The 19675-nt window shown below is 72.4% G+C and carries 23 protein-coding genes; 9 read left to right on the top strand and 14 right to left on the bottom strand.

Annotated elements, in window-relative coordinates; translation table 11 throughout:
- Positions 1-133: 133 nt before the first annotated feature.
- Positions 134-1282 (bottom strand): NHL repeat-containing protein, encoded by a 1149-nt coding sequence (locus BLW78_RS22090; protein ID WP_091682103.1) that lies wholly within the window; start codon positions 1280-1282, stop codon positions 134-136.
- 271 nt (positions 1283-1553) lie between these two features.
- Between BLW78_RS22090 and BLW78_RS22085 the strand changes: the two genes are divergently transcribed.
- Positions 1554-2333 carry an alpha/beta fold hydrolase gene (locus tag BLW78_RS22085; protein WP_091682102.1) on the top strand — a complete coding sequence of 260 codons (780 nt, stop codon included), beginning with the start codon at positions 1554-1556 and terminating at the stop codon, positions 2331-2333.
- A 200-nt stretch (positions 2334-2533) separates the two neighbouring features.
- Positions 2534-2947, top strand: a complete 414-nt coding sequence (locus BLW78_RS22080; protein ID WP_020096182.1) for a thioesterase family protein — start codon at positions 2534-2536, stop codon at positions 2945-2947.
- 69 nt (positions 2948-3016) lie between these two features.
- On the opposite strand, the gene BLW78_RS31815 is transcribed toward BLW78_RS22080, so the two are convergent.
- From BLW78_RS31815 to BLW78_RS22055, 5 genes are all read right to left on the bottom strand, one after another.
- Positions 3017-3304, bottom strand: a complete 288-nt coding sequence (locus BLW78_RS31815) for a helix-hairpin-helix domain-containing protein (protein ID WP_244527020.1) — start codon at positions 3302-3304, stop codon at positions 3017-3019.
- Positions 3305-3857: 553 nt separating this feature from the next.
- Positions 3858-4805: a PDR/VanB family oxidoreductase gene (locus BLW78_RS22070; protein ID WP_091682099.1), complete on the bottom strand. Its 948-nt coding sequence runs from the start codon at positions 4803-4805 to the stop codon at positions 3858-3860.
- A gap of 14 nt (positions 4806-4819) precedes the next feature.
- A complete protein-coding gene (locus tag BLW78_RS22065) occupies positions 4820-5389 on the bottom strand; it encodes an MOSC domain-containing protein (RefSeq protein ID WP_091682180.1) in 570 nt (189 codons plus the stop codon).
- Between the two features lie 20 nt (positions 5390-5409).
- Entirely contained in the window at positions 5410-5799 is a 390-nt protein-coding gene (locus tag BLW78_RS22060; RefSeq protein ID WP_042670561.1) for a Rid family detoxifying hydrolase, read from the bottom strand.
- A 93-nt stretch (positions 5800-5892) separates the two neighbouring features.
- Positions 5893-7167, bottom strand: a complete 1275-nt coding sequence (locus BLW78_RS22055) for an MFS transporter (protein WP_170855219.1) — start codon at positions 7165-7167, stop codon at positions 5893-5895.
- A 257-nt stretch (positions 7168-7424) separates the two neighbouring features.
- Here BLW78_RS22055 and BLW78_RS22050 point away from each other — a divergent pair, with 257 nt between their 5' ends.
- Complete coding sequence (locus BLW78_RS22050; protein ID WP_020096176.1) at positions 7425-8033, top strand: helix-turn-helix domain-containing protein; 609 nt, start codon at positions 7425-7427, stop codon at positions 8031-8033.
- A 60-nt stretch (positions 8034-8093) separates the two neighbouring features.
- Here the strand turns inward: BLW78_RS22050 and BLW78_RS22045 are convergent, their stop codons facing one another.
- The gene (locus tag BLW78_RS22045) at positions 8094-8333 is read right to left on the bottom strand and encodes an Lrp/AsnC ligand binding domain-containing protein (protein WP_012329666.1); all 240 of its coding nucleotides are present in this window, start codon (positions 8331-8333) and stop codon (positions 8094-8096) included.
- Positions 8334-8429: 96 nt separating this feature from the next.
- Entirely contained in the window at positions 8430-9215 is a 786-nt protein-coding gene (locus BLW78_RS22040; RefSeq protein ID WP_091682096.1) for an alpha/beta fold hydrolase, read from the bottom strand.
- A 126-nt stretch (positions 9216-9341) separates the two neighbouring features.
- Between BLW78_RS22040 and BLW78_RS22035 the strand changes: the two genes are divergently transcribed.
- From BLW78_RS22035 to BLW78_RS22025, 3 genes are all read left to right on the top strand, one after another.
- Positions 9342-9974 carry a GntR family transcriptional regulator gene (locus BLW78_RS22035; RefSeq protein ID WP_020096173.1) on the top strand — a complete coding sequence of 211 codons (633 nt, stop codon included), beginning with the start codon at positions 9342-9344 and terminating at the stop codon, positions 9972-9974.
- A 95-nt stretch (positions 9975-10069) separates the two neighbouring features.
- Entirely contained in the window at positions 10070-11593 is a 1524-nt protein-coding gene (locus BLW78_RS22030) for an aldehyde dehydrogenase (RefSeq protein ID WP_056524199.1), read from the top strand.
- Positions 11594-11676: 83 nt separating this feature from the next.
- Entirely contained in the window at positions 11677-13083 is a 1407-nt protein-coding gene (locus BLW78_RS22025; RefSeq protein ID WP_091682095.1) for an MFS transporter, read from the top strand.
- Between the two features lie 46 nt (positions 13084-13129).
- Here BLW78_RS22025 and BLW78_RS22020 read toward each other — a convergent pair whose 3' ends face one another.
- Both BLW78_RS22020 and BLW78_RS22015 read right to left on the bottom strand, forming a co-directional pair.
- Positions 13130-13564, bottom strand: coding sequence for a YybH family protein (locus BLW78_RS22020; protein ID WP_020096170.1), 435 nt, complete (start codon positions 13562-13564; stop codon positions 13130-13132).
- Positions 13565-13630: 66 nt separating this feature from the next.
- Positions 13631-14182 (bottom strand): lipocalin-like domain-containing protein, encoded by a 552-nt coding sequence (locus BLW78_RS22015; RefSeq protein ID WP_244527019.1) that lies wholly within the window; start codon positions 14180-14182, stop codon positions 13631-13633.
- A gap of 408 nt (positions 14183-14590) precedes the next feature.
- On the opposite strand from BLW78_RS22015, the gene BLW78_RS22010 reads away from it, so the two are divergent.
- On the top strand, positions 14591-16681 hold the full coding sequence (locus BLW78_RS22010) for a prolyl oligopeptidase family serine peptidase (protein WP_091682093.1): 2091 nt from the start codon (positions 14591-14593) through the stop codon (positions 16679-16681).
- Positions 16682-17400: 719 nt separating this feature from the next.
- On the opposite strand, the gene BLW78_RS22005 is transcribed toward BLW78_RS22010, so the two are convergent.
- From BLW78_RS22005 to BLW78_RS31475, 4 genes are all read right to left on the bottom strand, one after another.
- On the bottom strand, positions 17401-17634 hold the full coding sequence (locus BLW78_RS22005) for a hypothetical protein (protein ID WP_020095857.1): 234 nt from the start codon (positions 17632-17634) through the stop codon (positions 17401-17403).
- A 19-nt stretch (positions 17635-17653) separates the two neighbouring features.
- Positions 17654-17848 (bottom strand): hypothetical protein, encoded by a 195-nt coding sequence (locus BLW78_RS30990; RefSeq protein WP_132368208.1) that lies wholly within the window; start codon positions 17846-17848, stop codon positions 17654-17656.
- Between the two features lie 91 nt (positions 17849-17939).
- On the bottom strand, positions 17940-18287 hold the full coding sequence (locus BLW78_RS22000; protein ID WP_020095858.1) for a hypothetical protein: 348 nt from the start codon (positions 18285-18287) through the stop codon (positions 17940-17942).
- Positions 18280-18447: a hypothetical protein gene (locus BLW78_RS31475; RefSeq protein WP_020095859.1), complete on the bottom strand. Its 168-nt coding sequence runs from the start codon at positions 18445-18447 to the stop codon at positions 18280-18282. Before BLW78_RS31475 ends, BLW78_RS22000 begins: the two co-directional genes overlap by 8 nt.
- 412 nt (positions 18448-18859) lie before the next feature.
- Between BLW78_RS31475 and BLW78_RS21995 the strand changes: the two genes are divergently transcribed.
- Both BLW78_RS21995 and BLW78_RS31810 read left to right on the top strand, forming a co-directional pair.
- Positions 18860-19078, top strand: coding sequence for a hypothetical protein (locus BLW78_RS21995; protein ID WP_020095860.1), 219 nt, complete (start codon positions 18860-18862; stop codon positions 19076-19078).
- A gap of 74 nt (positions 19079-19152) precedes the next feature.
- On the top strand, positions 19153-19650 hold the full coding sequence (locus BLW78_RS31810) for a hypothetical protein (RefSeq protein WP_244527018.1): 498 nt from the start codon (positions 19153-19155) through the stop codon (positions 19648-19650).
- Positions 19651-19675 lie beyond the last annotated feature (25 nt).

Raw genomic sequence — 19675 nt, 5'->3', positions numbered from 1 at the left:
GGCTCGGCCCGCGCGGCGCCGGCCGTCAGCGCCGCCGCCCCCAGCCCCGCGAGGCGGCCCAGGAAGCCGCGCCGGGGCAGGCAGCACGCGCAGCCCGCGCCGGCGACCGGCGTGGCCGGATCTGCCGCCGCGATCATCGCGCGCCGCCCTCCGGCAGGGCGGCGCGCTTGCGCAGCACCATGTCGCCCCGGAACAGGAACTTCTGCGCCCGTTTCCCGGTGTCGACCTCGGTGGTGAAGACGTTGCCCTTGGAGTCGATCGCGAGGTTGTGGACCCAGTGGAAGTCGCCGGCCATCCGGCCGTTGCGGCCGAAGCGGCCGAGGACCTCGCCGGTGTCGCGGCTCAGGGTGCGGACCTCGTTGTTGGCCCCGTCGGCGTTGAGCAGGTAGGTCTGGCGCTCGTCCGGCCACAAGGCGAGTTCCCAGACCGAGCCGTTGGCCCGGGTGTTCTTCTCGACGAACATCTCCTTCACGAAGGTGCCGTCCTTCCGGAACACCTGGATCCGGTCGTTGGTCCGGTCACACACGTAGACGAGGCCGTCGCGGGCCACCTGCACGCAGTGCACCGGGTTGGCGAATTGCTGGGACGGGGCCGCCGCCGGATCGTAGGGGCCGAGCTTGTCGTCGGTCGGCGGCTTGCCGTAGGCGCCCCACATCCGCTTGAACGCGCCGGTCTCCGCGTCGAACACGATGACGCGGTGGTTGTAGTAGCCGTCGGCCACGTAGAGCTCGTTCGTCTCCGGATCGACCATCATGCCGGCCGGCTTGCCGAGGCGGCTCGTGTCCCGGCTGTCGGTCTGCGGCCCCTGCTTGCCGATCTGCAGCACGAACTTGCCGTCCGGGGTGAACTTCAGGATCTGGCCGTCGGTGTCGCCGTTGCCGGCGAGCCAGACGAAGCCCTTGTGGTCGATGTGGATGCCGTGCTCGTTCTGGGGCCACTGATAGCCCTCGCCCGGGCCGCCCCAGGACTTCACCAGGCGCCCGGCCTGGTCGAAGACGAGGACCGGCGGCGCCGGCTTGCAGCAGCGGGTGCGGGGCGGATCGAGGCTCGCGGCCTTCTCGTCGTCGGTGAGGGTGCGCGGCCGCTGGATCACCCAGACATTGTCCTGCGCGTCGACCGCGACGCCCGCCGCCTGACCCATGATCCAGTCGTTCGGCAGGCGCTGCGGCCAGGCCGGATCGACCTCGAAGCGCAGCGGCTCCTCGGCGAAGGCCGGAACGGCGAATGTCAGCACTGTCAGCGAGGCCGCAGCCGTCAGCCGACGCAGCACGCGTCGCAGCATCTCGGTTTCCTCTCCCGGTTTTTACTCAATTCGTGCCGCCATGAGAGGCTGAAAGGCCGCCCTCGTCCAGCATCGCGCAGCATATCCGGGTAACATCCCGGGACGCTTGCGCCCGGATGTGCCCGTCCGCGCGCGGTCCCGGCCGCCGCCGGGTCGCGCCGAGATGCGCGCCGAGATGCGCCCTGGGCGGCCCGAGGCTGTATCCTTCCCGCGCCGGCGGCGAACAGGGACGGTACGTCCCGCATCGACGAGTCCGGATGGAGGCGTCCCCATGATGACGCGCAGAACGCTGACCCGCACCCTTGCCGCCGGCGCGGCCGCCGCGCTGCTGCCCGGACCGGCCACCGCCCAGGATCTCCCGCGGGCGCGCAACGTCGTGCTGGTCCACGGGCTGTTCGCCGACGGGTCGTGTTGGTCGGAGGTGATCCCGCACCTGCAGGCGGCCGGCCTCTCCGTCACCTCCGTGCAGAACCCGCTGACCACCCTCGCGGAAGCGGTGGCCTCGGCGCAGCGCGTGCTGGCCCGCCAGGAGGGACCAACCGTCCTCGTCGGCCACTCGTTCTCCGGCATGATCGTGACCGAGGCCGGGATCGACCCGAAGGTCTCGGCGCTGGTCTACGTGGCGGCGCGGGCGCCGGACGCGAACGAGGATTACGCGGCGCTGGCGAAGGCCTACCCGACCCCGCCCGCCTCGGCCGGCATCGTGTTCGACGGCGACGAGGGGCGCCTGAGCGAGGCGGCGTTCCTGCGGGATTTCGCGGGCGATCTGCCGGTGGAGAAGGCGCGGGTGCTGTTCGCGGTCCAGCAGCCGTTCCGCAAGGTCCTGCTGACGGGACGGACCACCCAGGCCGCCTGGCGCTCGAAGCCGAGCTTCTACGCGGTGTCGACCGAGGATCGGACCATCGACCCGGACCTCGAACGGTTCATGGCCAAGCGCATGAACGCGCGGACCGTCGAGCTCCGGGCGAGCCACCTGTCCCTGATCTCGCGCGCTCCGGATATCGCGGACCTCATCCTCGAGGCGGCCGGCCAGCCCCGCCGTCGGCGCTGACCGGACGCGACTCGCTTGCGAGCGCTCGTCCCTCCCTTCCCGGGGTTCCCGGTCCGGGGGTCTCGTGCCGGGGTTCCCGTGCCGCGCCGGGCGGCGGGGAGGGGGCTGGGCTGCGTGCGGCGAAGGTCCCGGGATGTCCGGACGCGGTCCCTCGGCCCTACCTATCGGTCATCGGGCCGAAACGGATCTGGAGCGCGCGCATGCAGGACATCCCGTTGGGGGCGAAGGGGAGCTTCGCCATGCTGGTCGGGCCGTCACATCTGGCCAGCCAGTTCAAGGACAACATCCTGCCGCCGGTCTTCGCCACGCCGATGATGGTCCTGATCATGGAGAACGCGGCGCTGAACGCCGTCCGCCAGTACCTCGATCCCGGCGAGAGCGCCGTCGGGACTAAGGTGGACGTGACCCACATGGCGGCGACCCCGGTCGGGCACCGCGTCCGGGCGGAGGCCGAGGTGGTCGGCGTCGCCGGACGCCAGATCCAGTTCCGCGTCGCGGCCTGGGACGAGTCGGAGCAGATCGGGTCCGGGACGCACGAGCGGATGATCGTCGACATCGAGCGGCTCGGCAAACGTCTCGCCGCCAAGCAGCCCGCCCCGTCGAAGCGCGCGTAGCGTCCGGGCCGTGGCCCCTGGCACCCGTGGGACCGGCGAGCCCGGCTCGGTGCCGACGGGCTTCGACCCTCAATCCGGGCGGCCCGCGCCAGCGGACTCGGTCTGCCGCACCGCGACGGCAGCCCTGATCGCCTCGTAATCGGCCTTCTTCAGGACACGCCGGGTCACGAGATCCTCCGGGGAGCCGTAGGGCCGGAACGCGACGATCCGGCGCCCGATCATGCCGGCCCCGAGGGCGTTCAGCTCCTCGACGGACGCCGTGTTGAGGTCGACGCCCTGGCCCGGAGAGGCCGGCGGCTGGCCGGAGCCCGGCGCGCCCTCGGCCTGCTGCGGCGGCGGCGCCGCCGGCTTCGCCACCCCGCTCGCCGCGGGGGCATCCGGCGATGCGGGCGGCGATGCGGGCGGGGTTGCCGCCAGGGACGACGGGGGGGCGGCTGTCGCGTTCCGCGGTGCCGGGGCGACGCGCTGGGCGGATCCGGCGTTCGGCCCCGGATAGACGGACCGGATGGCCTCGCCCTGCGGGTCGATCCCGGATCGGTCCTGCTTGGACACGGGAATCGGTGTGGACGCCTGCCTGTCGCGGCTCGCGTGAGGGCGGGGCCCGTAGGAGATCCAGAGGCCCGCCAGGACGACTGCGGCCGCTGCCAGACCGGCGCTGATGGACAGCGTGGATCGGCTCATTCTCACAACCTCCTTTTGGCGGGCGGGGCACTGCCCCACGGCGATGGCACTGTCGAGGCGGGCTAACCCAGCCCGAGCGGCATCGCCATCCGCCGCGTGAGGTTCGCTGATCCGAATCGTGCGGCGCGCTGGCGCAGCTCACGGTCGCGCGGGCCGCGCGGCGAGGCGGCCGGCGTCGTCGCCCGCGCGGGGCCGCACGTCTGATAACGCCGCAGCGCGGGTCCGGCCGTCAGAGCTCGAGCGTCACGGCGTCCCGCGCACGCGAGACGCAGGGCATCATGCGGCTCCCGTGCTTGGCGAGCGGCAGGACCGCGTCGCGGTGGAGGACCGCGCCGTCGCGATAGCCGCACTCGCAGGCGCCGCAGACGCCGAGCTCGCAGGAGGAGGGCAGGTCGAGCCCCGCGCCGCGCAGCACGTCGAGCAGCGACCGGTCGGCGGGCACGTGGAGCACCTGCCCGGTGGAGGCGATGCGCGCCTCGAACGGCTCCGGCACGAAGCCCTCGTCGCGCAGCGGCTCGAAATGCTCGCTGTGCACCCGCTCGGCGGGCCAGCCCCGCGCGACCAGGCCCTCTTGGACCGCGTCCATGAGGCGCCGCGGCCCGCAGGCGTAGGCGTGGGTCCCGGTCTCGGCCGGGCCGAGGGCGTCGGGGTCGAAGCGCCGCCCCTCGGACCCGAACCAGCACCGGAGTCGCGGCCCGCAGACCGCCCGCACCGCCGCCAGCAGCGGCGCCGCCTCGGAGGAGGGGGCGCAGAGGTGGAACACGAACTCCGCCCCCGACGCGGCGAGCGCGCGCGCCATGGCGAGCAGGGGCGTCACCCCGATTCCGCCGGCCACGAGCAGGTGGCGGCGCGCCTCGGGGTCGAGGGGGAAGTTGTTGCGGGGCGCCGAGACGTGGGCGAACGCCCCGGGCGCGAGCGTCTCGTGCGCCCAGGCCGAGCCGCCCCGGCCGGCCGCCTCCCGCTTGATCGCGATCTCGTAGCGGCTCCGGTCGGCCGGGTCGCCGCACAGCGAGTACTGCCGCACCCGCCCGTCCGGCAGGCGCAGGTCGACGTGGGCGCCGGCCGTCCAGGCGGGGAGTTCCGGGCGCGCGGGATGGACCAGACCGAGGTGCAGCACCTCCGGCGTCGTCGCGACGGCGTCGGCGACGCGCAGCTTCATGATCAGGCGGGCCGTCATCGCGCGCAGCTCCGTCAGTCCAGCAGCGCGATCGCGTCGCCGGGCCGGATCACGCCGCCGCTCTCGATCCCGCAGTTCAGGCCCGAGCGGTTGTAGAGCGGCAGGTAGACCGGCATTCCGAGCAGCTCCTCGAGATAGCGGCAGGGGAAGTTGAGGCGCCCGCCCCGCAGGATCACCGCGCCGACCCGGAAGCGCCGGCCGACCAAGTGGTTGAGCGGCACGCCGCGCACCGTGAGGTTGCGCCGATGGTCCCCCGGCAGGAGGCGCAGCGGCCCCTCCTGCAGCGGCGGGTCGTTGCGGTTGAGGGCGTCGAGGGCCTCCTGCTCGATCAGCGTGACCTCGCGCACGTCGGGCTTGGGCGAGTAGGTGCCGGTGCCGAGGAAGTAGCGGTCGCCCTCGATCCCGCGGCCGGCCACGCACGCGGCCTCGGACACCTCCTCCATCTCGTAGCTCGCCGCGGGGGCGATGTGGATGTGGGTCAGGCTGCCGACCCAGCCGGCGGCGCCGCCCGGAACCCGGACGGCGGCCGATCCGGCCGCGTGCGCGAAGGCCTCGACCATGCGGGGTGCGGTCTCGCCGGTCATCGTGCTGGTCGCCTCGGTTGTCATGCGGCCTCCGTGGCGAGCGCGATCGCCTCGATCTCGACCCGGGCGTCGCGCGGCAGGCGCGCGACCTCGACCGTGGAGCGGGCCGGGGCCTCGCCCGGGAAGTGCTCGGCGTAGACCGCGTTCATCGCGGCGAACTCCGCCATGTCCTTGAGGAACACGGTCGTCTTCACGACGCTCGCGAGGCTGGCGCCGCCCGCCTCGAGCACGGCGGCGAGGTTGGCAAGGGACCGCCGGGTCTGCGCCTCGATCCCGTCCGGGAACGCGCCGGTGGCGGGATCGATCGGCAGCTGTCCGGAGGCGAAGACCAGCCCGCCGGCCCGGATCCCCTGGGCGTAGGGCCCGACCGCCGGGGCGGCCTTCTCGGTGCGTATGGTGTGCTTCGTCATGCGGTCGATCTCGCGTCGGTCTGTTTCAGATAGTGGACGATAATCCACTGTATGGGAAGCCGCCGCGCGCGTCCGGGGCGGCGGCTCATCCGGTCAGTCGATCGGCTTGCGCGCCGTCTCCGGGGCGAGGAGCGTCGCCGTCAGGGTGATGCAGGCGAGGGCGATCAGGTAGACGGAGATCGGCCAGGTCGCGCCGGAACTCCAGCCCAGCAGGGCCGCGGCGATCAGCGGGGTGAAGCCGCCGCTGAGGGCCGCGCCCACCTGGAAGCCCAGCGAGGCGCCGCTGTAGCGCAGGCGCGCGTCGAACAGCTCGGACATCCAGGCGGCGCCGGTGCCGAACATGATCCCCTGGCCGAAGCTCAGGGCCACCGCGACGGTCAGGGTGATGATCGTCGGGTCGCGCGTGTCGAGCAGGGTGAACAGCGGGAACGCGAAGGCGATCGAGAACAGGCAGGCGGCGACGAACAGGGTCCGGCGGCCGTAGCGGTCCGACAGCCAGCCGAAGGCCGGCAGGGTGAAGAGCTCGATCACCGCCGCCACCAGGATGCCGTTCAGGATGATGCTGCGCGACAGCCCGAGCTGGCCGGTCACGTAGGAGATCGAGAACACGGTTACGACGCTGACATAGGCAATCTCGGAGACCTTGAGGCCCACGGCCTTCAGGAAGGTGCGCGGGTGCTCGGTGAGGATCTCCATGACCGGCAGCCGCGCCACGGCTGACCGCCGCTTCACTCGCTGGAACGCGGGCGTCTCGTGCAGGCGCAGGCGGATGAACAGCCCGAGGCCGACCAGCAGCGCGCTGGCCAGGAACGGGATCCGCCAGCCCCAGGCGAGGAAGTCCGCCTCCGGCAGGAAGCCGCACAGCGCGAAGGCCCCGATCGACGCGATGACGCCGAGGGGATAGCCGAGCTGGACGATGCTGCCGAAGAAGCCGCGCCGCTCCGCCGGGACGCTCTCCACCACCATCAGGACCGCGCCGCCCCACTCGCCGCCGATCCCGATGCCCTGGACCAGGCGCAGCGCCACGAGCAGGATCGGGGCCCAGATGCCGATCTGCGCGTAGGTCGGCAGGCACCCGATCAGGAACGTGCCGAGGCCCATGATGATGATGGTCAGGGACAGCATCGCCTTGCGGCCGATCTTGTCGCCGAAATGCCCGAAGATGACGCCGCCGAGGGGGCGCGCGAGGAAGCCCACCGCGTAGGAGCCGAACGCCGCGATGGTGCCGACCAGCGGGTCGAAGCTCGGGAAGAACAGCTTGTTGAACACGAGCGCCGTGGCCGTCCCGTAGATCAGGAAGTCGTACCACTCGACCGTCGTCCCGATGACGCTCGACCAGACGATCTGGCGCCGGTCGGCGACCGGCACCGGGCCGGCATCGAGAACGGGGGACGCCTCAAGGGGCAACGCGGTATCGGCCACGGCACATCCTCCACTGTGATGGATAAAAATCCATTCTTGTGGAGGCAAGCGGCGTGCCAGCCCGGCGACGCGCGTTCCGGAGTGCGCTTCGGCGCAAGGTGCGGCGCAAGGTGCATTTCGGCAGCCCCTGCGCTAGGCGGGGGCGACTCTCTCGGTGCCGCGCCCCGGTCGCGCGGCCCGGACGCGGGCGCGGATGACGGGGCATGACGGCGAGGACGATCATCGGGGCGGACCCGGCAGCGACGGAGACGTCCCCGCAGATCCACATCGCCGAGGAGATCCGGCGGCGCCGCAGGGAGCAGGGCCTGTCGCTGGAGACGCTGGCGGCGCGCTCGGGCGTCAGCCGCTCGATGATCTCCAAGATCGAGCGCTCCGAGGCCGTGCCGTCGACGGTGGTGCTGTCCCGCCTCGCGGAGGCGCTCGGCGTCACCTTCTCGCGGCTGATGGCGCCCGCGACGGAGCGCGAGATCCTGGTGATCCCGGCGAGCCGCCAGCCGATCCTGCGCGACGAGGCGTCCGGCTACCTGCGGCGCTGCATCTCGCCGGTCCTGCCCGGGCGCGGCATCGACTGGGTGCTCAACACGCTGCCGCCGGGTGCCAGCACCGGCGAGTTCACCGCCCATCGCCGCGGCGTGTCCGAGTACATCTACGTCCTGCGCGGCCGCCTGCGGGCGGTGATCGGCGAGCGCGCGGTCATCATGGAGACCGGCGACAGCCTGTATTTCGAGGCCGATGCCGGGCACGCCTTCACCAACGTCGGCACAGAGGCGTGCGAGTACTTCCTGGTGATCGACCCGTCGCGCGTCCGCTGAACCGGGCCGCCCCGGACGTCCGCGGCGCGCGGGGCCGGCCGCCGGTCCCGGTCGGGCGCGTCAGTGGAAGGCCTTGAAGGCGATGATCGTCTCGGAATCCTTCACGCCGTCGAGGCGCAGGAGGAAGTCGTTCACGAACAGCCCGATATCGACGCCGTTGTCCACGTGGAACTTGGCCATGATGTCGAACCGTCCGGCCGTGGAGTAGATCTCGGACGCGATCTCCATCGCGACGAGCGCGTCGGACACGGCGTAAGTCTTGCCGATCTCGCATTTGATCTGCACGAAAAATGTCTTCATGTCCGTCTCGCTGGATGGCGCGCCGCCGCGGCCGCGCGGATCGGGGCCGCCGACCCCGCCGGAGCGGCCGAACCTAGCACCGTTCCGCGCGTCCGCTCAGGCGGCGCCCGGCCGGAGAAACGCCAGGACCTCGCGGGCGAAGATCTCGGGGGCCTGGAGCTGCGGGACGTGGGCGCAGTCCGGCAGCGTCACGAACCGCGCGTCCGGCAGCCCGGCCGCGAGCTCGCGGGCCATGGCCGGCGGGGTCGCCTCGTCCTCCTCCCCGACGAGCACCAGTGCCGGCGCGCGGATCTCGGAGAGGCGCGCGCGCAGGTCGAGGCCGGCCAGGGCCGCGCAGGCGGCCCGGAACACGTCGACGTCCGTGCGCAGGAAGGCGGCCCGGCGCTCGGCCATCAGGTCCGGGTGCGCGGCCTGGAACGCCGGCGCGAACAGGCGGCGCATGGCCGTGTCGGCGAGCGCCGCGAGCCCCTTCTCGGCCGCCGCGCCGGCCATGCCGCGGAACGCGGCCCGGCCGGGCTCCGGGAAGCAGGCGCCGCAATCGGCGAAGACGAGCCTGTCGAAGAGGTCGGGGTGGCGCAGGGCGCAGAGCAGCAGAACGAAGCCGCCGTAGCCGTTGCCCAGCCCGGCCGCCGGCCGGCCCCCGGTCGCCGCGCGCAATGCCGCGCCGACCCGGTCGGCGACGGCCTCGAGGCCGCCCGGCGCGGGCGCGGAGGCGCCGAACCCGGGCAGGTCGGGGACGAGGAGCCGGAAGTCGCGGCCGAGCGCCGGGGTGACCCGGTCGAAGCTCGTCCGGTCGGCGAGCAGCGAGTGCAGCAGGACGAGGGGCGGGCCCTCGCCGGAAGCGGTCACCGCGACCTGGCCATCCGCGAACATCGCCTGCATCCGAAACCTCCCCCGCCGCCTCTGCCGGCGGCTTCACGACGCTGTCGCATCCGACGCGTTCGCTCGCAATCCGGTTGACGTGATATTTCACGGATGGCAGCATGTGTCGATCGAACGAGGCCGTGCGTGCTGCTCCGAGACAACATCTACGCGGCGATCCGCGCCGACATCCTGGCCTGCGTCCTGCGCCCCGGCGCCGAGGTGCGCGAGCAGGAACTGGCCCAGCGCTACGCCGTGAGCCGGCAGCCGGTCCGGGAGGCGCTGCTGCGCCTGGAGCGCGAGCGGCTCGTCACGGTTCACGCGCGTCAGGGATATCAGATCAACGCGATTTCGGTGGCGGACGCGCGCGATCTGCTGCGCATGCGCCTCGCTCTGGAGCCGGCCTGCGCGGCCGAGGCCGCGGCCGGCGCGCCCGCTTCCGTCCTGGCGTCCCTCGACGCGTTCCGCGCCGTCGCGGACGGCGCCGACTTCATCGCGGAGAACCGCGCCTTCCACATCGCCCTCGCCGAGGCGTCGGGGAACCGCCGCATGGCCGCGACCGTGCGCGACCTCGTCGAGCAGGCGGACCGGCTCGTCCGGGTCAGCCTCGACGGCATCCGCGGGCGCGACCCGGCGCAGCTGGTGGACGAGCACGCCGCCATCATCGACGCCGTGCAGCGCCGCGACGGGCGCGGGGCGCGCCGCCTCGTGCGCGCGCACGTCGCCCAGGCCGAGCGCCGCATCCTGACCGCCCTGGAACGCAGCGCGATCGTCCTCTGAACGAGCCCGCGCCCGGCGCGGAGCCGAGGGACGCGGTCGAACACGACACCGGGCCCGACCCGGCCCGACAACGGACCCGACACGGGAGAGACGCCATGACCCTGCACGCGCCGGAACCGACCGTCGAGACACGGGGCAACTTCATCGACGGGCGCGAGGTCGAGGCCGGCGACGGGACGCTGATCGACGTGCGCAATCCCGCCACCGGCGCGGTGATCGCCCGGATCCCCAATTCGGGGCCGGCCGACGTCGACCGGGCGATGCGCGCGGCCCGGGCGGCCTTCGAGGGCCGGGAATGGGGCGGGATGGACATCCGGGCGCGCGCCCGGCTGGTGAACCGGCTCGCCGACGCGTTCGAGGCCAACCTCGACACGCTCTACCGGCTGGAGACCACCAACAACGGCCGGCCGGTCAACGAGACCCGGGCGCAGCTCTCGCGGCTGCCGGACTTCTTCCGCTACTTCGCGGGCGTGGCGCTGGCGCGGCGCGACGACGTCATCCCGGTCGAGGGCAACTACCTCAACTACACCCGCCGCACCCCGATCGGCGTGGTGGCGAACTGCACGCCGTTCAACCACCCGCTGATGATCCTGTGCAAGTCGCTGGCGGTCGTGCTCGCCACCGGCTGCACCACAGTGGTCAAGCCCTCCGAGTACACGCCGCTCACGACCCTGAAGCTCGCGCAGATCTTCACCGAGGCCGGCCTGCCGCCGGGCGTGTTCAACATCGTGCTGGGGCTCGGCGCCTCGACCGGCAAGGCGCTGGCCGAGCACGGCGACATCAACAAGCTCGTGCTCACCGGCGGCACCGAGGCCGGCCGGATCGCGGGCTCCGCGGCCGCGAAGGTCTTCGCCCACCAGACCATGGAGCTCGGCGGCAAGACCCCCGTGATGGTGTTCGACGACTTCGACGTCGAGCGGGCGGTGAACTACGCGGCCTTCGGCGCCTTCATCGGCGCCGGCCAGACCTGCGTCTGCGGCAGCCGCCACCTCGTCCAGGCCTCGATCTACGACGAGTTCGTCGAGCGGCTCGCCGCCAAGACCGCCGCGATCCGCCTCGGCGACCCCTTCGACCCGGCGACCCAGCTCGGCCCGGTCATCTCCGAGCGCCAGCGCGAGCGGGTGCTGGCCTATGCCGGTTACGGCCGCGACCAGGGCGCCCGCGCGGTGGCGGGCGGGCGGGCGGCCCGGGTGCCGGGCTTCGAGGGCGGCTACTTCGTGGAGCCCACCGTGTTCGCGGACGTCACGGCCGACATGCGCATCTTCCAGGAGGAGGTGTTCGGGCCCTTCACCAGCGTCACCCGCTTCGAGGACGAGGCCGACGCGCTCCGGCTGGCCAACGACTCGCCCTTCGGCCTCGCCGCGGCCGTGCGCACCCGCGACGTCGCCCGGGCCCACCGGGTGGCGCACGCGGTCAAGGCCGGCATCGTCTGGATCAACGACCACCACCGCCTCGACCCGGCCTCGCCCTGGGGCGGGGTCGGCGACAGCGGGCTCGGCCGCGAGTGCGGGATCGAGAGCTTCAACGACCATTTCGACGTGAAGAGCGTGATGGTCGCCACCGGCGACGGGCCCTTCGACTGGTACCGCGACACGGCCGGCCAGCGCCGCCTGAACTGACGACCGGCGGCGCGGGGGATGCGAGGTCCGCGCCAGACGGACCCCTTCCGCGCCGGCCCCGAACCCGAGGAAGGAAACGCCCCATGTCCGAAGCCGTGAGCCCGGCGGTCAACGCCGGAGGCCGCCTCGACCGCCTGCCGATCGGCCCGTTCCACCGCCGCATCATGTGGCTGATCGGGATCGGCATGTTCTTCGACGGGTTCGACATCTACATCGCCGCCACCGTGCTCGGCGCGACCCTGAAGAGCGGCTTCTCGACCCTGCCGCAGAACGCGTGGTTCGTCTCGGCCACCTTCGTGGGGATGATGGCGGGCTCGTTCCTGACGGGCTTCTTCGGCGACCGCTACGGGCGGCGCTTCACCTACCAGGCCAACCTCCTGGTCTTCGGGCTGGCCGCGCTCGGGGCGGCCTTCGCGCCCAACATGACGGTGCTGATCGTGCTCCGCTTCATCATGGGCGTGGGGCTCGGGGCCGAGAACGTCGTGGGCTACTCGACCATGACCGAGTTCGTGCCGGCGCGCTCGCGCGGGCGCTTCCTCGGCCTCATGGCGGTGTTCGTCGTCACGGGCCTGCCGGCCGCCTCCCTGATCGGCTACCTGATCATCCCGGCCTTCGGCTGGCGGGCGATGTTCGCGCTGGGCGGTCTCGGGGCGCTCGCCGTCTGGTACGCCCGCAAGAGCCTGCCGGAATCGCCGCGCTGGCTCGAGGCCGTGGGGCGCCACGCCGAGGCCGAGGCGCTGATGCGCGCGATCGAGGCCGAGGCCGCCCGCGGCGCGCCCCTGCCGCCCGCCGCCGCGATGGCGCCGGTCACGCAGCTCGGGCTCGCCGCCCTGTTCCGGCCGCCGCTGCTGTCGCGGCTGCTGCTGGGCTGCCTGTGCCTCGTGGTGATCAACACCCTGCTGTACGGCTTCGTGACCTGGCTGCCGACCTTCTTCATCCGGCAGGGCCTCTCGGTGGCGACCTCCTTCGGCTACGCGCTGCTGATGGGGCTCGGCGCGCCGGTGGGCAGCGCCATCGGCGCCCTGACCGCCGACCGCTGGGGCCGCAAGCCGACGATCATCGGCGCCTCGGCGACGGCCATCCTGTTCGGGATCCTCTACCCGATGACCCTGGACCCGGTCCTGCTGCCGCTGGTCGGGTTCGGGCTGACGGTGCCGATCTACGTGCTGGTGGCCCTGCTGTTCGGGATCTACATCCCTGAGCTGTTCCCGACCGAGGTGCGCCTGCGAGCCTCGGGCCTGTGCAACACGGTCGGGCGCGGGGCGACTATCGTGACGCCCTTCCTGGTCGTCACCCTGTTCGAGGCCTACGGCATCGCGGGCGTGACCGGCCTGATGATCGGGCTGCTCGCCCTGCAGATCGTGGCGGTCGCGGCCTTCGGCGTCGAGCCGCGCAGCCAGAGCCTGGAGAGCCTGGAGGCCGGCGTGGTGCCGGCCGAGGGCGGCCCGGCCGCCCGGGCGCGGGGCACGGTTCCGCGCCCGATCCACTGAGACCGGGAGGCGCTCCGCCCGGCCGTCCCCCGGCTGGGCGGAGCGATCAGTTCCAGGTGTGCAGGACCGTGCGCCAGGCGCCGTCGCGCTTCTCCAGCACGTTCACCCAGTTGCCCTCGAACTTCTTCTTCGCGCCCCCGTCCCCGGGGCCGGTCATCTCCCAGCGGCCGGACACGATGAGCAGGTTGTCCTTCGGCAGCGCGGATTTGACCGTCGTCTTGTGCTCGTCCCACCCCTTCGCCTTCAGCCCGGCGAAGAACTTCTGAATGCCGTCGCTGGTCTGCGGCGCGCCCTTCGTGACGACGATCGCGTCGGGCGTGTAGAGCTTGGCCAGCGCGTCCATGTCGCCGCCGTTATACGCCGCGTCCCACTGGCTCGCGGCGCTCTGCGCGTCGGCCTGCACGGTGTCCGACCGGCACAGGCTCGGCGTCATCAGGGCGACAGCGAATACGGTCGCGTGCAGGACGTGGGGGCGCAGCATGTCTTCCTCCATCGTGAAATGTTCTGGTTGATGAGTGCGGGACGGCACAGGATCTGCGGGGGCGGGCTAAGGGTATTTCTCCCAGGTTAGGGTGATGACGCTCATCCTGCCGTCGACATTGAACTTGAACGGCACCGTCGTGAGGACGAGCCGCCCGTTCTCCTGCGCGACGTGCCGGACCTGGGAGGTCCCGGTCCAGGCCTCGTTCCAGGACGTGTCGATGTCGTGGACGATCCGGTCGCCCTCGAGCCGGTAGGTCCCGGCATAGGCGAAGAAGGTCTTGTGGAGCTTGATCCGGTCCGCGTCGGACATCTTGTCGTTGGCGATCGGCCGCTCCCGGCCTTCGTGGGCGCAGACCACCATCATGCGCCCGTCGCGGCCGTAATGGATCCACCCGGTCGGCTTCGGGCCGCCGTAGGCGTCGATGGTCTCGCCCGTGTCCACGATCCGGCGCGTGGCCGCGGCGAGGCGCCAGGTCCCGACGACCGCGTCCGCGTCCACCGCCCACCCGGGCGAGATGCCGAGACAACCCGAGACCAGGACGGCGGCGCCCGCGACGCCGACCATCGCCGCCTCGGCGAGCCGAGACCTGCGCAACCCCTGTTCGACGACGCGCATCGCAGCGACCCCCGGTGAGGCCATGGGGACTCAGAGCACGAACCAGACCGTACGCGACCGAACCATCATTGAATACCATGATCGGTGCGAATGCAAGGCATATGTGCTGATTTGATAAAAGCGAAAACAGTCAAAGATCTGATATGGTCCGAATTGCGCTGGAAAGATAAGTATAGATGCGCCCGAGAGACCTGCGCGGCCTGCCGGCCGAGTCGACGGCGCGCGGGGGCGACGTTCGGGAGGGGGATCGGCCCCCCGCATGCGGAAACGTCCTGATCCGCGTGTCCGGATCGTCCTTTCCACCTGCGCGAGGCGTGCGAACACCTGCGCGTCCGAGACGATTGACCGCTCATCGGGAGAATGCCGCGCGCCTATCGAGGGTGGCGCGCAGGGGCTACGCTCCCACTGATGTCCGCGGCAACCGACCCCCACCCCGACCCCAGGCCGACCCTCGCGCGGCCCGACGACGATCCCTACCTCTGGCTGGAGGAGGTCGACGGGCCCGACGCGCTCGCCTGGGTCGAGGCACGCAACGCGGAGACGCTCGCCCGCTACGGCGATGTCGGCTTCCTCCGCGACCGCGACATCGCCCGCGCGCTTCTCGACCGGTCGGACCGCATCCCGTTCGTCCAGCGCTTCGGCACCTGGCTCTACAATTTCTGGACGGACGGCGCGCATCCGCGCGGCCTGTGGCGGCGCGTCGACGCGGCCGGCTACCGCGCCGCGGTCCCGGACTGGGAGATCCTGCTCGATCTCGACCATCTCGCGGCGACGGAGGGCGAGGACTGGGTCTGGGCCGGGGCGACGATCCTCAGGGACGCGCTCGATCGCGCCCTCGTCCGCCTCAGCCGCGGCGGCAAGGACGCGGCCGTGATCCGCGAGTTCGATCTGGACACCCGCACCTTCGTGGCCGACGGCTTCGTCCTGCCCGAGAGCAAGGGCGGCGCGACGTGGCTCGATCGCGAGACGGTGCTCCTGTCGAGCGCCCTCGGCCCGGGCATGGCCACGCGGTCCGGTTACGCGCGCACCGTCCGGCTCTGGCCGCGCGGCACGGACCCGCGCGACGCGTCCGTCCTGTTCGAGACCGCCGAGACCAGCATGGCGGTCTGGGGCGCGTCCGACCGGCAGACCGGGACCGAGCGGATCACGGTCGTCGAGCAGCTCGGCTTCTTCGACGCGGCTGTCCATATCGGCGATCGCGGCGGCCTGCGCGCGCGCCTCGACCTGCCCACGCATGCCGGGGTCCAGCTGCACCGCGACCACCTGTCCGTGCGGCTGCGGCGGCCCTGGACGGTGGACGGCGTCGCGCACGACACCGACACGGTGCTGGCGATCGCGCTCCCCGACCTGCTGGCGGGAGGCCGCGCCTTCACGGTCCTCTGGCAGCCGGACGCGCGGCTCGCCCTGCAGAGGGTGTTCTGGTCGGCCGGGCGGCTGATCGTGGACGTGCTCGAGGACCTGCGTCCCACCTACCGGGTCTTCGAGCCGGGGCCGGGCGGCTGGACCGAGCGGCCCCTCGCGGGGTTGCCCGCCCTGGGTTCCGTCCATCTCTGGCCCCTCGACGGCGATCCGGAGCGGGCGGACGGAGCCCTGCTGGCGCTGGCCCACGATCCGGTGACGCCGCCGGCGCTGCTCGCCTTCCCGCCCGCGCTCGACGCCCCGGCCGTCCTGCGTCGGGCGCCCCCGGCCTTCGACGCGCGCGGCGTCCGGGTGACGCGCCACGAGGCCGTGTCGGCGGACGGGACGCGCGTTCCCTACGTTCAGGTCGGACCGGAGGCCGAGACCGGTGCGGCCCCCGTCTACCTGACGGCCTATGGCGGGTTCGGGCTCTCGCGCCTGCCGGATTACCAGCCCGTGCTGGGCAAGCTCTGGCTGGAGCGCGGCGGCACCTGCGTGACCGCCAACATCCGCGGCGGCGGCGAGTTCGGCACCCGCTGGCACCACGCGGGCCGGCGCGAGGGCAAGGCCCGGGCGCACGACGACTTCGCCGCGGTGGCCGCCGATCTCGTCGCCCGCGGCGTGACGCGGCCGGGGCGGATCGCGGCCGAGGGCGGCTCGAACGGAGGCCTGCTGATCGCCAACATGCTCACCCGCTACCCGGAGCGGTTCGGGGCGCTGGCCTGCACGATCCCGCTGATCGACATGCGCCGCTACACGAAGCTCCTGGCCGGCGCGAGCTGGATCGGGGAGTACGGCGATCCGGACGACCCGCAGGACTGGGCGTTCCTGTCCGGCATCTCCGCCTACCACGCCGCCGAGGCCGGGCGGGCCTACCCGCCGATCCTGCTGGCCACGAGCCGCGGCGACGACCGGGTCCATCCCGGCCACGCGCGGAAGATGGCGCAGAAGCTCCGCGTCCTCGGCTGCGACGTCGCCTTCTACGAGCCCGCGACCGGCGGGCACGGCGCCGGCAAGGACAGCGAGCAGACGGCGGCGTTTCGGGCGCTGGGGCTCACCTTCCTGCGCCGCGCCATCGAATGGGATGACCCGGTCGCGTGAGCGCGGCCTCGACCCGAACCGCGGCATCGTCCGGGTCCGCATACGGGAACGGCGGGGCTCTCGCCCCGCCGCTCACGCCGTCCGTTCGGGCAGTCCGTCGCCCGGGCGGCCCCGAGGACCGCCGCGGCTCAGAAGCCCATCAGCACCCCGGCCGAGCCGGTCACCGTCATCGCGAGGCCGCCCAGGAAGGCGCCGATCATCGCGTAGGAGAAGCCCTTCAGGACCATGTCGTGCACGCCTCTCATCGAGCAGCGGGTCTCGGGCGAGACCCGGGATCACCGACTGCAATGATGATGCCGGATCGGCCGGCTGCGTGCGGTGCGAAGAGTCACGCTGCGCCGCGGAACCGTTCGGCGCGCGTTCAGGCGGCGACGGTGGGCGAGACGGCCGCCGGGCCCGTCTCGCTCACGCGAAATGGGCCGGCAGGCTGAGGGCCTGCGCGTAGGTCACGAGGGCGACCGCGCCGGCGATCAGGGTCGCCGCCAGGGCGATGCGGTTGGTCCAGGTCATCGTCGTCTCCATCGGGTTCGCGACTGTGTTCGCGGTGTGATCCCGATGTACGCCCAAGCTTTCAGGTCCGGCGTGTCCCGGAACACCTGCAGGGCCGCCGCTCGCGCACGGATCCCGGGCCGCGCACCGGCCGGAGGCGGGCAGGGAGGCCGCCTCCGGGCTCGGAGGGCCCCGCAGAGCGGGACGGGACCCCGACCCGCCGGCCCGCTCTATCCGGCCCCCGCGCCCTGATCCGCGTTGGAGGCGACCGTGAAACCCTCGCGGTCGAAGACGGTGTAGAGGATGCCGGCCGGATCGAGGCCGAGACCCCCGATATGCGCGATCGCCGCTTCCTTGGCCTCGGCCAGCGTGCTGAACGGGTCCGGCAGCTGATACATCCGCGAGGCCTGTTCGGCGCCGTCGATCCGCACCGGCGGCGTGGTGATCTCGACCGTGTAGGGCACGACGACCGTCCGCCTCGACCTAGTGGAACACGCCGAGGAAATACAGCAACAGGATGATCGGCAGCGGGATTCCCAGCAGCCACAGCAATCCACCGCGCAGCATTCGCGCCTCCTCTATGTCGACAATCGCACCGAAATATCGGCCGGTTCGAGATTGGAACGCGCGAACATCGGAAAGGGATGCACAATACTGGCGCGAATGCTCGGGGCGCATCTTCGGTAGAGCTGCGCGAGACCTGCGGGCGTCCCGCCCCGCGCGGGCGGCCGTCCGCGCCCGACCTCCGCCCGGCCGCGGGTGGGACGGCTCAGCGATGCAGCGCGGCGATCCAGTCCCTCAGCGGATCCACCACGTAGGCCATCCAGGTCCGCGCCCAGGCCAGGGCAGGGCGGTTCGCGTCGATCGGCCGGGCGGCCATCAGGGCCGCCACGTAGGCGTCCTCCTGGGGCTTGCACGCGTCCAGGGCGCCCCGCTCCCGGCCGGGCCTGCTCCGGTGCGCCGGCTGCCGGTCGAAGGCCTCGCGGACGCAGCCGTGCCACGCCCGCTCCAGGCCCGGCAGGTCGGCCGGCTCCGCTGCCAGCGCCGCGGCGGGCTCGGCCCCCGCCAGGGCCGCGAGGAGCGTCAGGCCGGCCGCGAGGGGCGAGCGCCTACTCATCCGACGCGCGCTCCGTCTGCGGGGCCGCGTCGGCGAGGGTCATCGCGCGCGCGGCCGTGCGCAACTCGTGGCGGGCCACGCCGTCCGCGAGCGCGACGAGGGCGACGAGCACGAGCCCCAGCATGAGGAGACGGCGGATGGTCGGGGCGGGGATGAGCATCGAGGGCGCCTCAGGGAGACGTCCGCACCGTAGCGGAGCCGTCGCGCGCCGGCTGCCACTCCGATGCCACATGAGTACGGAAAGCGAACGTCCGTCCACGAAATCCCGGCGGGAGCGCCCCGGCGCGCCCGCGAGTCGCGGATGCCGGCCATCGCCGCGCCGGATCGAGCAGCGGTGCCGGGCGCGCCCAAAAGGGGCCGGTCCGGCGCGACGAAGAGACCTCGCGCTCGATTCGATACTGACGATTGTGCGGCGTCGCACGCATTCGCGGCAACCGCCGGCCTAACATCCATGTTGAAGGATGACATTCGGCCCGACAGAGCCGAGGCGATCAAGACCGCCGGAACGACGATCTTCCTCACTCGCGACAGTTGACCGGATGACTTCGTGCCGAAGTCAGAAGAGGTTTGCCATGACCGTCCGCCTGTTCGCTGCCGCCGCGCTCGCCGCGACCCTCGCCGCCGCCCTCGCGACGCCCGCCTCCGCGCAGGGATCCGCCGCACGCCACGGCCTGTCCGACGTCACCGCGGTGATGCTGCCCGAGATCTCCGTCACCTACCACCGGCCCGTGCCGGCCGACCGCTCCGCCGGCCCGCACGTCGCCGGCCCGGCCGGCCGCCAGCCGCGCTGACCGGTCAGGCCCGGCGCCCGCAGGATTGCCGGCCTTCCGCGATCTGACCTGCACGAGGCCTGCACGGTGCCCGCATGATGCCCGGCGGGGAGGGCACGTCTCACGGCACGAAGGCAGATCTCGATCCGGTCGAGCCGGGCGGCGACGCGCATTCGCCGAGCGCGCGCCCGGTCGACATGCACGCGCGATTAGTGTTGACGGCCGTCAATGCTATGCTCGGTGGTCCGTCCACGGTATGCATCGACTTCAGGAGCGCGCCGGGACGCGAAGGGCCGATTGCTATGACACGCTTGACCGTCGCCGCGCTGGTGTTCGCCCTCGCAAGTCCCCCGATCGTCGCGCAGGCCCAGCAGGACATCCCGATCCAGCAGGATCTCAAGCGCATGGATCGCCTCGATCAACGGCTCGGGCGCGAGGATACCGAGTTGAAGGTCGATCCGAACGTGACGCCGGACAATCCGGACGGTGTGGTCGGCTTCGACGGACCTCCGTTCAACTACGGGGATCCCGGCGTGATGGGTGACGGCCCCCTCCCGCCGGGATCGCCCGCCGACGACGACGACTGGTACTGACCGGGGACGGCGCGGCCCGCGGTTC

This window comes from Methylobacterium sp. 275MFSha3.1, assembly GCF_900108435.1.
In the GTDB taxonomy this organism is placed as follows: Bacteria; Pseudomonadota; Alphaproteobacteria; order Rhizobiales; family Beijerinckiaceae; genus Methylobacterium.
Note: the sequence above shows the minus strand (reverse complement) of the source record. Positions and strands in the feature narration are given on the sequence as shown.